The organism is Paenibacillus sp. JT22N12, assembly GCF_056269365.1.
Genome location: NZ_JBWDNU010000020.1, coordinates 1 through 15,676 on the forward strand (window position 1 = coordinate 1; position 15,676 = coordinate 15,676).

Consider the following 15,676-nt stretch of genomic DNA (forward strand, 5'->3'; position numbering starts at 1 on the left):
AAAAGAGATCCGAAGACCTCATAACTTACAGATAAGCTAAAACAGCTCATTCTTTAAAACCTGTTTGACAGGTCGCTCATTGTTCAGTTTTCAAAGAACAAATGCTTCTTCAGTTAGGCACTATGTAACTTGGCCCTCTTTAGTAAGCTTATGTCGGCTGCCTCAGCGGCGACTTGATTAATATATCATAGGCCTATATCTAAATGCAACACTTATTTTCATTTTTTTATTCCCGTTAATCATTACCAAGTATCTATACCTAATGGCTACGCTTATGTCTGCTTGAATAACAATCAATTTGCGCCGTTTAGTGCCCCTTATTACTCATAGGAAGTGACGTCTAACTACATCATTAGAAGATAGACGGTCCCCAGTTAAAGAAACAATTGTGAATACTCAGCTTCCCCAAAAACATAAAAACCGCTGTGGACTATGAAAGCCCTCAGCGGTTCATGTCAATATGGAAGCAATGCCGGTATATGCGTTAGCGCATCTGAGGGAACAACAGGACATCACGAATGGACGGAGCATCCGTCAACAGCATTACTAACCGGTCAATCCCGATCCCCAGCCCGCCTGTCGGCGGCATGCCGTACTCCAACGCACGTATGAAATCATCGTCCATTTCATGCGCCTCATCGTTGCCCTGCTCACGCTCAACCAGTTGAGACTCAAAACGTTGACGTTGATCGATAGGGTCGTTCAGCTCTGTAAAGGCATTTGCGTGCTCGCGTGCAACGATAAACAGCTCAAAACGGTCCGTGAACCGTGGATCGCTGTTGCTTTTCTTAGCCAACGGAGAGATCGCCACCGGATGTCCGGTTACGAAGGTCGGCTGAATAAGCGTATGCTCCACAAATTCCTCAAAGAATGCATTGAGGATATGACCGAATGTCATATGCGGCTCGACTTTTACTTTATGGTTCCTTGCGTGGTCATGTGCCTCTTCATCTGTCATTTCAACGGCGAAATCGACGCCTGTCGCTTCTTTGACCAGTTCAACCATGGACACACGCCGCCATGATGGCGTCAAATCCACTTCCTGTCCCTGGTAGGTAATCTTGGTTGTACCCAGAACTTCTTGTGCGATATGGGCAATAAGGGATTCCGTTAAAGCCATGATGTCTTTGTAGTCGGCATACGCCTCGTACAGCTCAATCATTGTAAATTCCGGATTATGGCGTGTTGACATCCCCTCGTTGCGGTAGACACGGCCAATTTCATAGACCTTCTCCATACCGCCGACAATAAGACGCTTCAGATGAAGTTCAATGGCAATTCGCATGTATAACTGCATATCGAGTGTATTGTGATGGGTAATGAAGGGACGCGCGGAGGCTCCACCTGCTATGGAATGAAGGGTTGGCGTTTCGACTTCCAAATAATCACGGGAATCCAGATAACGGCGCATCGATTGAATAATACGCGAGCGGGTAATAAACGTCTGCTGCACCTCAGGATTGACGATCAGATCGACATACCGCTGACGATAACGCAGTTCGACATCTTTCAGACCATGGAATTTCTCGGGAAGCGGCAGCAGAGATTTGGATAATACGGTGATCTCTTTTGCCTTGACCGATACCTCTCCAGTGTTGGTCTTGAACACAACGCCGCGAACTCCGATAATATCTCCGATATCCAGCAAATTGAAGGCTTCGTATTCCGCTTCATTAACGGTATCCTTGCGGGCATAAATTTGAATTTTTCCGCTTAAATCCTGAATATGCGCAAATGCTGCTTTACCCATGCCGCGTTTTTGCATGATTCGTCCCGCCACACTGACTTCAACAGCTTGTCCTTCCAGATCCTCTTTGCTCACTTCATTGTAAGACTCTACAATTCCCATGGCACGGTGAGATCTCTCGAATTTACCGCCGAACGGATCAATGCCGAGTCCGCGTAATTCGTCCAGTTTGTCTCTGCGAATCTGCAGGAGCTCGCTTAATTCCTGCTCTTGCGTTTGATGCTCCACTACCATTCATCTCCTTGTTCATTTCCAAGCAGCTCATCTTGGCGTTTGCCCCAAATATCAAGAACAAACAAGCTAAGCCCCAAACGGGGCTGTGCATGCTTCTTCCCTTATTGGAAAACACCAAACTCACTAAACTTGTGAAAAAAGCTTCCAGTCGGAAGCTTTTCCAAAAGGTGCCCGGTTACTTTTTGATATCAACGATTTTATATTGAATAACGCCGGCTGGCACGTTCACTTCAACAACAGTCCCTTTATTTTTGCCGAGAATGGCCTTCCCGACCGGACTTTCATTGGATATTTTGTTTTGCAGCGGATCCGCTTCAGCCGTACCCACGATCGTATATTCCATCGTATCGCCGAACTCCATATCCTCAACCGTAACAATTGAACCGATGCTTACCGAATCAATGTTAATGTCGTCATTATTGATGATCCGCGCATTGCGCAGCATCTTCTCCAGCGTGATGACGCGACCTTCGATAAAAGCCTGCTCGTTCTTCGCGTCTTCGTACTCGGAGTTCTCGCTGATATCGCCATACCCGATAGCCACTTTAATCCGCTCGGCTACCTCACGGCGCTTGACAGATTTTAACGTCTCCAGTTCTTCCTCGAGCTTCTTCAGTCCGTCCTGAGTCAAAATGATCTCTTTATCGCTCATGCTACTGATTCTCCTGTCGAGTGACTTTTTTTCATACCCTGTATGAATTCACCGTTTACTTAATATATTACGCATCATCCCCTTGATGACAGCGTATGGAAGCATGTTGCCCTACTTACTTAATCTGGTTGATTTTCATCGCGCGAAACTGATTATTGAGAAATTATATTTCAAATTTGCCCCGAATGTCAACGAAAGCCATTTACAGGATATGAACATTTAAAGTCCCACCCATCAACAAAGCTTCCAACATGAGGAAAATAACAGCAACTGCTTATATTTTATAGCCGAAGGCCAGCGTAACAAGCGTAAAACGGTCTGGCCTTAAATCTGCTATTGGTAGACAACTTCACCTGAAGCATGCTGGGAAAGACTTGGAAGCTCGCCCTCCGCACCCAGCGATTCAATGTAGTTCCCCAAAATCTGAGCCATGACGTCTCTGCTCGTCTCTTCCATAATGACATCCTTGACGCGAGCGGCGCCGGGAAGTCCCTTCAGGTACCAAGCCAAATGCTTGCGCATCTCGCGCACGGCAACCGACTCACCTTTGAGATTCACCAAACGGTCCATATGAACGATGGCAATCTCCATTTTCTCACGCGGACTTGGATCCGGGAGCAGTTCTCCCTCTGTCAAGTAATGAATGGTCCGGTAGAGCATCCATGGGTTGCCGAGTGCGCCGCGGCCGATCATCACGCCGTCACATCCCGTATGGTCCAGCATACGCTTCGCATCTTCCGGTGAAAATACGTCGCCGTTTCCAATAACGGGAATGCTTACCGCCTCTTTAACATCCCTTATAATATCCCAATCCGCCTTGCCGGTATACAATTGTTCCCTTGTTCGTCCATGAACGCTTACCGCCTTGCCGCCCGCCCGCTCAACCGCCTGGGCATTCTGCACGGCATAAATATGCTCGCTGTCCCAGCCGATCCGCATTTTCACGGTAACCGGCTTGTCTACAGCATCCACTACAGACGAAACCATTTCATAGATTTTGTTCGGATCAAGCAGCCAGCGTGCTCCTGCGTCGCATTTTGTAACTTTGGGAACCGGACAGCCCATGTTAATGTCGATAATATCGGCATTGGTCTGTTTGTCGACAATTTTTGCTGCTTCCACAAGCGATTCCCGGTCTCCTCCAAAGATTTGCAAACTAAGAGGCTTCTCCCGCTCATCGACAAACAACATATCCAGCGTGCGTTTGTTTCCGTGAACAATCGCTTTGTCACTGACCATCTCGGCACACACCAGGCCGCAGCCGAACTCTTTGGCGATCAGCCGAAAAGCCGGATTGCACACGCCGGCCATCGGCGCCAGTACAACCTTGTTCTTCATTTCAATATGACCGATTTTGAGCATGATGCTGCTCACTCCCTTCTGATTTATATTTAGAAGAACGGCTTAGTGCCGCACTTCAAATGTACTGCTCCATTACCGGCTGTTGTCAGCCGTCAATTCATTGTAAGAGATTCCCAGGGTCTCGGAAATACGCTCCAGCAGCTTCGGATCGGGCTTGCGTGTACCCCTCTCCAGTGAACCCAGGACAGCAACCGATACTTCGAGCCGCTCCGCAAGCTCCTGTTGTGTAAATCCCTTCAGCTTTCGGAAAGCGCGGACGCGCTGTGCCAATTGATCGTATTCCATAACGTGATGCCTTCCCCTCCATCCTCTAACGCCCGTGATGCCGTTTGATCTGCCTGCTCCTTCAGCGGATGATGGCTGCTCAGCACATCGCTCAGCGGAACCAACACAAAAGCGCGTTCCATCATTCTCGGATGGGGCAGGGTCAGTTCATCCTCCGACATTTGAACATCGTCCATCAGCAATAAATCAAGATCGATCGTGCGCGGACCAAAACGGATATCGCGCGTTCTGCCCAACCGGTTCTCAATATCCAGCATCGTGCGTAATAGTTCCAGCGGCTCCAGCGTCGTACAAACAGATGCCGCCATGTTCAGAAAAGCCGGTTGGTCGGTATACCCTACCGGTGCCGTCTCATATATACCGGATATGCGCTTGACCTGAATGCCAGGATGACTATCAAGCAGGTGAAGCGCCTGGCGAAGCAGCTGCTCGCGATCTCCAATGTTGGAGCCCAGCGCCAGATAAGCTTGAGAAGTCTTGTTCAGATCAGCGCTTGCTGCATTATTATTCAACGGGTGGTTGTTGTTCATAGTCATCCCGCTTTCTACAGAGTTCGACAGTGACGCCATCAAAATGAATATCAAACGGTGGATGAGGCTTGATCACGCGGACCGTCACTTCATTTACACTAGTATAAGCGTCGAGAAGCCTCGATGCAATGTGACCGGCTAAAGCTTCAATTAATTTGAAAGGCGGTCCTTCTACAATAAATTTCACCAGCGCATGGGTCTCTGCATAATTCACTGTATGGGCCAGATCATCGGTTTTTTCCGCTTGCGTGAGGTCGAGTTTCAGCTCCACGTCGACGATATACTGCTGTCCCAGCTTGTTCTCTTCAGGAATTACGCCATGAAAACCAAAGAAGCGCATTCCATTCAATATCATTCGGTCCATCCGTTTCTCCTCCTGTAGTTAAGTCCTGTATATAATTGCGTCAGCCATCAAAGCATTGCGCTTCATATCCTGCACATCGTGAACACGCACAATCTGGCAGCCCTTCGCAATACCGATTGTGATTGTAGCCGCAGTTCCCATCACGAGCTGATCGGTTGGCAGCTTCAGTGTATGCGAGATAAAACGTTTGCGCGATGTGCCCAAAAGGACAGGATAGCCCAAAGCGGCCAGCTTTTCCAGATTGCCCATCAATAACAAATTCTCCTCATAGCCTTTGGCAAAACCAATTCCCGGGTCCAGCCAAATATTCCTCTGCCGTATACCCGCTGCAGTCCCAATTCCAATACTTTCCTGAAGATCGGCGATAACGTCCTGCACAAGATCGGTATAATCCATTTGATGGCGGTTATGACTCAGTATAACAGGACAACCAAACTCGGCTGCTACTTCAGCCATACGCGGATCGCCTTTTAGTCCCCATATATCGTTAATGATAGCAGCGCCTGCCATCAGGGCCTGGCGCGCAGTTTCTGCTTTATACGTGTCTATCGAAATGGGGATCTGCGGCAGCGCTTCACGCACAGCACGGATAATCGGAATTACCCGCTCCAGCTCCTCAGCAAGGGGTACCGGCGTATTTCCCGGGCGCGTTGACTCGCCACCGATATCAATAATATCGGCCCCCTCCGCCGCCATCGCCGCCGCATGCTTGACCGCAGCCTCTACGGTATGGAAGTTGCCGCCATCCGAGAAGGAATCCGGCGTTGTATTCAGAATTCCCATAATCAGCGTTCGTGAGCCCAGCTGCAGCTTGTTACCCTCATTCAAATCATAAGTACGAAAATATGGCCAGCTGACAACCGCATTGAATTCCTTCTGCTGCATCGTAACCTCCCATTCAATTCCGTCATATCTGTGAGCTTGCGGTCTCCTGGCGGTAGGCTGCAAGCAGCAGCTTATAGAAAGGTCCCGCACCGGCATGGTTAACGGTATGAGCAAGGCCTTGCTGATCGCGCAGCCTTGTGACCGGCACCAGCTCTTGTATGGAATTGGTCACCCACACTTCATCCGCTTCAATAAGCTGTTCCCAGCCAAATAGGCCCTCTACCACTTCGTATCCCGCTGCCCTAGCCAGCTCCATTACCCGCTGCCTCGTAATGCCGGGCAATATGCCGGTCGCAATGGACGGAGTATAGATCACCTGCCGCTTGGCAAAAAACAGATTGCTGACAATTCCCTCTGCCATCCAGCCTTCGCTTGTCAGCATCAGCCCCTCCGCTCCTGGAGACGCTCCCAGAGACAGCAATTCGCGCTTGGCAATGATGTTATTCATATAATGCAGCGACTTCAAACGGACATCGCCCTCCGGCGTATTGCGCCTGGTCTGCAGCAGCGCAAGCTCCCGACCCTGTTCATACAACCGTTTATCCACCGCTGGCAATGCCTTCACAAGCAGTAATGCGTCAGGCTTTGTATAATCCTCCAGAGGAAGACCCAGCTCGCCCGCGCCTGCCGTTACGGTCAGCCGCACATATGCTTCCTCCAGCTCGTTAGCGCGCATCAGTTCACGAAGCCAGGACCGTACAGCATCCGCGTCTGCCTGGTACCGGATGCCCAGCGACCGGCAGCCATCGGTCAGCCTATCCAGATGACGCTCCAGTAAAAAAGGACTACCCTTGTAGGTACGGAACGTCTCGAACAGGCCCATCCCATACAAAAAACCGTGATCATAGACCGAGATCACGGCTTCCTCCGCTGGCTTAACCGCTCCGTTCCAGCCTATATTCATCTCGCTGCCCCTGTCCGCATGCCTAAGAAATTGCGAAGCAAAGCAAGACCGTTCTCGGTTATAATGGATTCCGGATGGAACTGGACACCTTCAATCGGGTACTCCTTATGGCGCAAGCCCATGATTTCGCCCTCCGCTGTTTCGGCGCTAATCTCCAGACAATCCGGCAGCGTCTCCCGCTTTACAATAAGGGAATGGTAACGTGTAGCTGTGAAAGGGGATGGTACACCTGCAAAAATCGACTTTCCGTCATGCAGGATCGGCGATGTTTTGCCGTGCATCAATTTCTCGGCACGCACCACATCGCCGCCAAAGGCTTGTCCAATGGCCTGATGGCCCAGGCAGACGCCGAATATGGGAATTTCGCCCTTGAACCGGTCGATCAGCGCCAGAGAGATCCCGGCTTCATTGGGACTGCAGGGACCTGGTGAAATCAGGATGTGGTCCGGGGCAAGCGCCGCGATACCGTCAAGATCGATTTCATCATTCCTCTTCACGACAATGTTTTCGCCCAATTCTCCCAAATATTGAACCAAATTATACGTGAACGAATCGTAATTATCGATAACCAAAATCATTTGCATTACCCCCTTATAAGTTGCGCCGCCCAAAGCTCGCTGTATTGAATGGCCTTCCAGAGCGCTTTGGCTTTGTTCAATGACTCGTAGTATTCCCGCTCCGGGTCGGAATCAATAACAATTCCCGCTCCGGCTTGAATATGGACCATCCGGTCCTTCATCGTCATCGTTCTTATTATTATATTAAATTCCATATCTCCATTATAGTCAATCCAACCAAACGATCCCGTATAGGGGCCTCTTCTTACGGGCTCAAGCTCTTCAATGATTTCCATTGTGCGGATCTTGGGAGCGCCGGTGATCGTCCCGCCCGGAAAAGTCGCAGCAATGACATCGTAGGCATCTTTCCCTGCAGCGAGCGTTCCCTCAACCTGCGAAACCAGATGCATCACATGGCTGTATCGCTCAATACCCATGAGTTCTTTCACTTGCACAGAACCATAGGCGGAAATCCGCCCTAAATCATTGCGCTCCAGATCGACGAGCATAATATGCTCCGCCCGTTCCTTCTCGCTGATCATCAATTCTTCAGCCATAGCCTGATCGTCGTCTTCGGTATGCCCGCGCCTGCGCGTTCCGGCAATCGGCCGCGTGACCAGCCTTCCGCTGCTCAGCTCCACCAGCAGCTCGGGTGACGCCGAGACCAATTGAAAATCCGGACAGCGCAGCATGCCCATATAAGGAGAGGGATTGAATAAACGGAGCCATTCATATAATTCCTCAGGCGATGCCGTTGTTTCTCGGCTCTGCCGCAGCGAGAGGTTCACCTGAAAAACATCCCCTTGAGAAATATAAGAACGAATGCGCTCGACCGCTTCCATATAGGCAGCTTTGGAAAAAGGCGACGTTCTCCCTCCAATGGCCTCAACATCAATATGAAGGGACTCCTTATCCATCAGCTCCAGACGGCTTTGGCGCAGCCTGGCAGCCTCAGACCCGGAAACCGCCGCTGCTGAATTTCCTGATGCGGGCTTACCGGATGTTACCTGGCCGTCCTGTATATTCTCCCCATGCTTCAGGCCAGTTGACTCTTCAGTCATCATCCCGTTCCACTCCAGCGTCATTGCTTCCGCCCGGGCAGAGGCGCCCTCATAGAGCTCTCCAAGCTGTTCAGAGGATTCCTTCCCCGTAATCGGCGTATGAATGGAGCAGTAAAGTTTCTTCTCCACATGATCCACAATCCACAGCTCATCGATCCGAAGAAACAAATAATCAGGCAGACCCAGGTCATCCGACGCCAACATGGGAAGCTTCTCAATGGAACGGATAACATCGTAGCTCCAGTAACCGACACACCCGCCTGTCCATTTCGGTGCATCCTTCATACGAGGCGCTTTGAAGCCGCTCATCCAGTTGCGGACCGTTTCCAGCGGCTGCCCGTTATAGGTGGTCTGTTGTCCGTTCCTGAAGTCAGTTGCCTCTGCCCTGTTGTCTTTGCCGCGGATAATGGATGTGGGCTGAAGTCCCAGATAGGTGAACCTTCCATCCTTGCCGCTCTCCAGTACAAAGGAATAAGGAGACGCCGCTTCCCAGGCCCTCTCCCATGAAAGGGGTTTGTCTATGTCATGAGGCAGCGCCCGCTGGACCAGCAGCGGGAGCGTTGTATATTGTTGTTCCTTCCAATCCTGCCACTGGGAAAAGGTCGTCAGCTTCATAGGCTGTCCTCCGCTCATCATTTTGCATCAATCCGGTCTTTCATTTGGAAGCTAGTATACCTAATCAGCGGCCAAAAGAAAAGAAAAATTGGACCCCCATTTGTGATGGAGATCCAATCGATACCGGCACTATAGCGGGCCAGTGCCACGTTAAGTCGTATTAGTTTTCGAAATTGAACAGCGGTGTGGACAGGTACCGCTCGCCGTTGGAAGGCACAACAGCGATAACACGCTTGCCTTCGCCCAGTTCTTTGGCCACTTTCAATGCGGCGAAAATCGCTGCACCGGAAGAAATTCCGCAGAGAATCCCTTCTTCTTTGGCAGCGCGGCGCGCCGTTTCGAAGGACTCTTCATTGCCAACGGTGATGACTTCATCATAGATATCGCGGTTCAAGATTTCAGGGATGAAATTGGCGCCGATACCTTGAATTTTGTGTGGGCCGGGATTACCGCCGGAAAGCAGCGGTGACGCCTCAGGCTCAACGGCATAAATTTTAATATTAGGGAAATTTTGCTTCAACACTTCGCCAGCACCTGTGATCGTGCCACCTGTACCGATACCCGCAACGAAAGCATCCAGCTTACCGTCAAACGAGTTAATCGCTTCAACGATTTCAGGACCTGTAGTTTCACGGTGAATCTTCACGTTCGCCTGGTTCTTGAACTGCTGAGGCAGGAAGTAGGAAGGATTCTCCTTCTGAAGCTCTTCGGCTTTGCGTACCGAACCGTTCATGCCCTCAGATCCTGGCGTCAGAATAATCTCTGCACCGTAAGCGCGAAGCAGGTTGCGGCGCTCAAGGCTCATCGTTTCAGGCATAACAAGAATTGCTTTATAGCCTTTGGCTGCTGCTACAAGCGCAAGACCAATACCGGTGTTGCCGCTTGTCGGCTCAATAATCGTATCGCCCGGCTTAATTAAGCCCTGCTGCTCCGCTACTTCTATCATGCTGATGGCAATACGGTCCTTAACGCTCGCTCCCGGATTTTGATATTCAAGCTTCACGTAGATTTCTGCACTGCCTTCAGGCACCAGGCGGTTCAAACGCACCAAGGGCGTGTCACCAATAAGATCGGTTATATTTTGTACAATTCTAGCCATGATAAGTGCTCCTCCTTATTCCGACTAATTCAGTTGGTTTTACCTACATCTTATCAGTCAAAACTACCCATTGTCAAGCGTTGCTTTTTGTCCAATTTGGGAAATCAGACATTCTCTGCCTGCTATTCATGAACATGCACTTAAGGCATGATTTTGGCGTTGTATTTGACCAGAAGCTCGTCCTCAACCTGATCCAGGGGATCTGCCTTGGAAAGCTCAAGCTGTCTTCGCGCGTTATCCCGCTGCGTCTTCTCATCCAGCTGCTCTGTCGTATGCTTTTCCGTCAGTTGAATGACCGCCTGCCCTTTTTCTACTGCAATCGGCCCGGTGATCTCCCCAACCTCAAGCTTGGCGGCTTCATCCAGAACCCCGCTGTCCATAAACGGATCGTCCTCATCAATCAGACCCAGGTCTCCACCGCTATCCGAAGTGTCCGTGTCAATGGAATAGGTCTTCGCCATCAGCGCAAAATCCTCCCCATCTGACAACCGGTCCAGCAGGTCCTGCGCATCCTTCTTGTTCTCCGTCACAATCCAGGAAAGCCGGTATTGCGTGTGCGGGGCAAACTGATCCTTGTTCTCTTCCAAAAAAGCGTCAATTTCTTCATCACTCACCGCAATGGCTCGTGTGGCGATTTTCTCAAGCAGCAGCCGGTATTCTGTGTCGGTCTTAATGGCCTCCGGCGTCAAGCCAAGCTGCTCCTTCATTGACTCGTAATACTGCTCTTCACTCTCATAACCTGCCATCATGCTCTGTATTTCATTCTCAAGCTCCGAGTTTGAAACTTTCAAATCATACGTTTTCGCTTCCTGACGGATTGCAGCTCTGACCATCAAGGTGTGCAGTACCGTGTCGCCATATTGGCTCTGCAGTTGATCGGCAAGCTCAGAAGAAGCGATCTGTTCCTCCCCCACAGTTGCTGCAACATGATCCATAACAGAAGGCGGATCCTGATTGACGTCATCTGATTCATCACTGGGCAAAGGGGCATGGTCTCCTGGTGAGAGCACCCGAGTGATGACCACTGCGGCCAAAATGATCATACATACGGCTTGAAGCAGCACCACGCTCTTCAAAACCTGATCTTTCTTCATTATCGCCTCGGCCTTTCGATTATTGAATCGGTTTCGGCTTCGCCAGGTCAAGCAGCGTTTCCAGCTGCGGCCTCTCAAACAAGTAGGTCTCATTGCAGAAATGACAGATGATTTCCGCTCTTCCATCTTCTTCAATCAGCTGTTGCAGCTCGTGCTCGCCCATGCTGATAAGGGTGCGTTCCACTCTTTCGTGGGAGCATTTGCAAGCAAATGCAAGGTCAAGCGTGTCCAAAATCTGAATATCGTCACCCACCACCCAGCGCAGCAGCCCTTCAGGAGTCTCACCTTGATCCAGCAGAGCCGAAATCGGCGGCAGTGCGGTAACAGCCTGCTCCAGCTTGGCGATTTCTTCCTCTGTAACACCAGGCATCAATTGCACAATGAACCCGCCTGCGTTCATCACCTGACCGTACTCATCCACTAGAACACTCAAACCAACAACCGAAGGCGTTTGCTCCGATGTGGCGAAATAATAAGTGAAATCCTCTGCAAGCTCGCCCGATACAATCGGTGTACTGCCGCGGTATGGCTCTTTGAGCCCCAGATCCTTGATGATATGGATATGGCCTTCGCGCCCTACAGCACCCGCAACATCCAGCTTGCCAAGAGCGTTGCTCGGAAGCTGCGTCTCGGGATTATCCACATAACCGCGGACCTCTCCAAGGGCATTCGCATCAATAACAATTTGCCCGATTGGACCGTCACCCTTCACCTGGATGGTCAGCTTTTCCTCTCCCTTGAGCATAGCTCCCATGATAGCGCCAGCCGTTGCGGTTCGTCCAAGGGCCGCTGTTGCTGTGGGAAGTGTACCGTGCCGCCTGCGCAGCTCATTGACCAAATTCGTGGTGCTTGCGGCAAATACGCGCAGCTTCCCGCCCCATGCCGTACCCCGCACCAAGAAATCCTTCATTTGTTCTGCCTCCACTATTTCTCCCCCTCCTTATATCCGTATATGCGGCGAGCTTTAACGGCTATTCCTTACGCAGTTAGTGCTCCTGATTTCGTTCATAAATGATACGCAGTCCCTCCAGCGTCAGCAGCGGATCGACTTCCTCAATCGTTTCCGATTCGGATGAGATCAGCTCCGCCAATCCTCCTGTAGCAATGACGCGCGGATTCACATTAAATTCCGTTCGAATACGCCGGACAATACCGTCCACCTGACCGGCATAGCCGAAAATAATCCCTGCCTGCATCGATGTAATCGGATTGCGGCCAATAACGCTCTTCGGCTTGACCAGCTCAATGCGCGGCAGCTTCGCCGCCCGCTGGTACAAAGCCTCCGTTGAAATGCCGATGCCCGGCACAATGGCCCCGCCCAGATAATCGCCCGCGGCGTCGATATAATCGAAAGTCGTTGCCGTTCCAAAATCAACGATGATCAGGGGGGAGCCATATTTCTCAATACCGCCTACCGCATTGACAATACGGTCGGCTCCAACCTCGCGCGGGTTCTCATACCGGATATTCAGTCCCGTCTTCACGCCCGGACCTACAATATGCGGCACCTTGCGCAAGTATTTGGCGCAAAGCTGTTCAAGCGTTCGCATAAGCGGAGGGACAACCGAGGAAATAATGACGCCTTCCATTTGCTCCAGCTTGAATCCGGCGAATTGGAAAAGATTATGAATCATTATACCGTACTCATCCACGGTTGCCGAACGGTTGGTGCTCAAGCGCCAATGCTGCACCAGCTTCTTTTCGTTAAAGACACCAAGTACAATATTGGTATTCCCTACATCAATGACTAGAATCACGCCTGCGGTCCTCCTTTTTTCCCGTTTAGATCAAGACTGATATCAAGAGATTGAAACGAGTAAGTCAGACCGCCGACGGAAATCACATCGACGCCGCATTCAGCGATGGCTCTCACAGTGCTAAGGTTGACGCCTCCTGAGGCTTCTATTATAACATGCGGCGAGTGCGTTTTGATCCGCAGCCGCGCTTCCTTCATCAGGTCATAGGACATATTGTCGAGCATAATGATATCGGCTCCGCAGGCGAGCGCTTCTTCCACCTGCGCAAGCGACTCGGTTTCCACTTCGATTTTCATCGTGTGCGGGATCTGTCGACGGGCTGCACTTACGGCAGCAGTAATACCGCCGGAGCCTTTAATATGATTATCCTTAATCATGACTGCATCATAGAGACCAAAGCGGTGATTGGAGCCGCCTCCGATTCGAACCGCGTATTTCTCCAGCAAACGATGACCCGGCGTTGTCTTGCGGGTATCCGTAAGACGAACCGGGAGCCCGTCCAGCGCTTCAATAAAGGAGCTTGTCTTTGTTGCGATGCCCGACAGCCGCTGCAGCAGGTTGAGCGCCAGACGCTCTCCCGTCAGCAGACTGTGCGTATTGCCTTCCACCTCGGCAATCACAGTCCCCTTCTGCACCTTGTCCCCATCAGCGGCAAGCGCATGAAAGGTCAGCGACGGGTCCACAGCATGAAATACAAGCTGGGCTATTGGCATACCGGCCAATATACCGTTTTCCTTCACATGAATAACAGCTCTGGACTGGCTGCCTGCGGGAATCGTTGACCAACTGGACACATCTCCCGCCCCAACGTCCTCATCAAGCCATGCGCGAATCTGCTCCCGCAGGGCGTGTTCTGTCCCACCAACGGCAAAAAGTCCCGCCTTCGCATCATACATCTTCGATCCGCTCCTCGGTCAAGCCATGCTCGCGATGCAGCACCATATGTTTGCGCCAAAACAGATCGTCACGTTCCGGAAAATCCTCGCGTGAGTGTGCGCCGCGGCTTTCTTCCCGTACCAGAGCAGCCTCAGCGGTCAGCATGGCACAGGTGAGCAAATTGGCAAATTCAAATTCTTCACGTTTAGTTAATACAGCCTGAAAAATCGGCAGCTGCCTGCGCAGCTCCTCCAGCCCTTTGTCCAGGCCTTTGCCGTCGCGCCGCAATCCTGCATACCGGACCATAATTTTCTGCAGCTTCAACCGCTTTTCCACTACGGCCTGCATCGATGTTCCGCTTCGCGGAATGGCAGGGGTTTCTATGGTCAGTCCCGGTTTCAACGGCTCCAGACTGTTAATCCGCTCCACAATACGCCGGCCGAATACAATGGCTTCCGACAAGGAGTTGCTGGCTAAACGATTTGCTCCATGTACACCGGTTGACGAGCATTCGCCGCAGGCGAACAGACGGCCGATATTAGTCTCCCCGTTCAGATCCGTCTTGACGCCCCCCATCATATAATGCGCCGCAGGAGCGACTGGGATCCAGTCGGTTGTCAAATCCAGCCCAAAACTCAAACAAAATTCATAAATATTAGGAAAGCGATGTTTCACCATATCCGGCGACTCATGGGTGACATCAATATAAACGAACGTCGATTTGGTTTCCTCCATCTCGGTGACGATCGCACGGGCAACAACGTCCCGGGGAGCAAGCTCAAGCTGCTCATGATATTTCTCCATAAACCGCTCGCCTCTAATATTGCGAAGGATACCGCCTTCTCCGCGTACTGCTTCCGAAATGAGGAATCGCGGTGCTCCCGGGTAGCAGAGTGATGTGGGATGGAATTGAACGAATTCCATATCTTGAATATTGGCTCCCGCCCGGTAAGCCATCGCAATCCCGTCGCCGGTCGCTACATCCGGATTTGTTGTGTACCGGTACAGCTGACCCGTCCCGCCTGAGCAGAGAATCGTTGCTTTACCGCGCACAAATACCCTTCCGCCCTCCGGTTTCTGAACAACCGCTCCAATGCATTGACCGTCATCAATAATCAGATCAATGACAAAATGATCGTCCCAAACCTCGATACGCGGGTTCTCAATCGCTTTCAGCGAGAGGGCGCGAACAATTTCAAAGCCAGTCGCATCCCCATTGGCATGCAGAATACGCCGCTGGCTGTGAGCGCCTTCTTTGGTAAGCGCAAATTCACCGTTCTCCTGATCGAACTTCGTGCCCATCCGTACCAGATCCTGAACGCCCTTCGTTCCTTCATGAACCAGTACATCAACTGCCGCATGGGAACAGAGTCCGGCACCTGCGATGAGCGTATCCTGCCTGTGATATTCCGGAGAATCATCCTCCGATATGACGGCAGCAATGCCGCCTTGGGCATATCGTGTGTTGCTGTCCAGAAGAGACTTCTTCGTTATCATCAGCACATCATTATCGCTGCTGGACTTAATAGCGGTAAAAAGGCCGGCAATGCCGGCCCCGATGACGATAACATCCTTGTCGATAACAGGAAGATCTGCGAGCGATACATCTACTAAATATCGTGGGATCATCGTAATAGATTTTCCTCTCTAAAGT

General features: G+C 51.0%; 16 protein-coding genes. All 16 read right to left on the reverse strand.

What is annotated here, in order from left to right:
* Window positions 1–484: 484 nt before the first annotated feature.
* The 16 genes from lysS to nadB all read right to left on the reverse strand — a co-directional run bounded on the left by lysS (window position 485) and on the right by nadB (window position 15,651).
* Complete coding sequence (gene lysS / locus AC0YOA_RS35420) at window positions 485–1,981, reverse strand: lysine--tRNA ligase (protein WP_475790578.1); 1,497 nt, start codon at window positions 1,979–1,981, stop codon at window positions 485–487.
* A gap of 175 nt (window positions 1,982–2,156) precedes the next feature.
* Entirely contained in the window at window positions 2,157–2,633 is a 477-nt protein-coding gene (gene greA, locus AC0YOA_RS35425; protein ID WP_189000131.1) for a transcription elongation factor GreA, read from the reverse strand.
* Window positions 2,634–2,966: 333 nt separating this feature from the next.
* The gene (dusB, locus tag AC0YOA_RS35430) at window positions 2,967–3,995 is read right to left on the reverse strand and encodes a tRNA dihydrouridine synthase DusB (protein WP_210046398.1); all 1,029 of its coding nucleotides are present in this window, start codon (window positions 3,993–3,995) and stop codon (window positions 2,967–2,969) included.
* A gap of 72 nt (window positions 3,996–4,067) precedes the next feature.
* On the reverse strand, window positions 4,068–4,280 hold the full coding sequence (locus AC0YOA_RS35435; RefSeq protein WP_210046397.1) for a helix-turn-helix domain-containing protein: 213 nt from the start codon (window positions 4,278–4,280) through the stop codon (window positions 4,068–4,070).
* Window positions 4,232–4,810, reverse strand: a complete 579-nt coding sequence (folK, locus tag AC0YOA_RS35440; protein WP_475790579.1) for a 2-amino-4-hydroxy-6-hydroxymethyldihydropteridine diphosphokinase — start codon at window positions 4,808–4,810, stop codon at window positions 4,232–4,234. The genes AC0YOA_RS35435 and folK overlap by 49 nt, the downstream gene beginning before the upstream one ends.
* On the reverse strand, window positions 4,785–5,174 hold the full coding sequence (gene folB / locus AC0YOA_RS35445) for a dihydroneopterin aldolase (RefSeq protein WP_475790580.1): 390 nt from the start codon (window positions 5,172–5,174) through the stop codon (window positions 4,785–4,787). Before folB ends, folK begins: the two co-directional genes overlap by 26 nt.
* Window positions 5,175–5,192: 18 nt before the next feature.
* Complete coding sequence (folP, locus tag AC0YOA_RS35450) at window positions 5,193–6,059, reverse strand: dihydropteroate synthase (RefSeq protein ID WP_475790581.1); 867 nt, start codon at window positions 6,057–6,059, stop codon at window positions 5,193–5,195.
* Between the two features lie 22 nt (window positions 6,060–6,081).
* On the reverse strand, window positions 6,082–6,963 hold the full coding sequence (pabC, locus tag AC0YOA_RS35455; protein ID WP_475790582.1) for an aminodeoxychorismate lyase: 882 nt from the start codon (window positions 6,961–6,963) through the stop codon (window positions 6,082–6,084).
* Entirely contained in the window at window positions 6,960–7,541 is a 582-nt protein-coding gene (gene pabA, locus AC0YOA_RS35460) for an aminodeoxychorismate/anthranilate synthase component II (protein WP_475790583.1), read from the reverse strand. Before pabA ends, pabC begins: the two co-directional genes overlap by 4 nt.
* 5 nt (window positions 7,542–7,546) lie before the next feature.
* Window positions 7,547–9,196 (reverse strand): anthranilate synthase component I family protein, encoded by a 1,650-nt coding sequence (locus AC0YOA_RS35465; RefSeq protein ID WP_475790584.1) that lies wholly within the window; start codon window positions 9,194–9,196, stop codon window positions 7,547–7,549.
* A gap of 160 nt (window positions 9,197–9,356) precedes the next feature.
* Window positions 9,357–10,295, reverse strand: a complete 939-nt coding sequence (gene cysK / locus AC0YOA_RS35470) for a cysteine synthase A (RefSeq protein ID WP_210046390.1) — start codon at window positions 10,293–10,295, stop codon at window positions 9,357–9,359.
* Window positions 10,296–10,435: 140 nt separating this feature from the next.
* The gene (locus AC0YOA_RS35475; RefSeq protein WP_475790585.1) at window positions 10,436–11,389 is read right to left on the reverse strand and encodes a peptidylprolyl isomerase; all 954 of its coding nucleotides are present in this window, start codon (window positions 11,387–11,389) and stop codon (window positions 10,436–10,438) included.
* 19 nt (window positions 11,390–11,408) lie between these two features.
* Complete coding sequence (gene hslO, locus AC0YOA_RS35480; protein WP_475790614.1) at window positions 11,409–12,299, reverse strand: Hsp33 family molecular chaperone HslO; 891 nt, start codon at window positions 12,297–12,299, stop codon at window positions 11,409–11,411.
* Between the two features lie 76 nt (window positions 12,300–12,375).
* Complete coding sequence (locus AC0YOA_RS35485; RefSeq protein WP_475772606.1) at window positions 12,376–13,146, reverse strand: type III pantothenate kinase; 771 nt, start codon at window positions 13,144–13,146, stop codon at window positions 12,376–12,378.
* Window positions 13,143–14,042 (reverse strand): carboxylating nicotinate-nucleotide diphosphorylase, encoded by a 900-nt coding sequence (gene nadC / locus AC0YOA_RS35490; protein ID WP_475790586.1) that lies wholly within the window; start codon window positions 14,040–14,042, stop codon window positions 13,143–13,145. Before nadC ends, AC0YOA_RS35485 begins: the two co-directional genes overlap by 4 nt.
* Window positions 14,035–15,651, reverse strand: coding sequence for an L-aspartate oxidase (nadB, locus tag AC0YOA_RS35495; RefSeq protein ID WP_210046386.1), 1,617 nt, complete (start codon window positions 15,649–15,651; stop codon window positions 14,035–14,037). The genes nadC and nadB overlap by 8 nt, the downstream gene beginning before the upstream one ends.
* Window positions 15,652–15,676 lie beyond the last annotated feature (25 nt).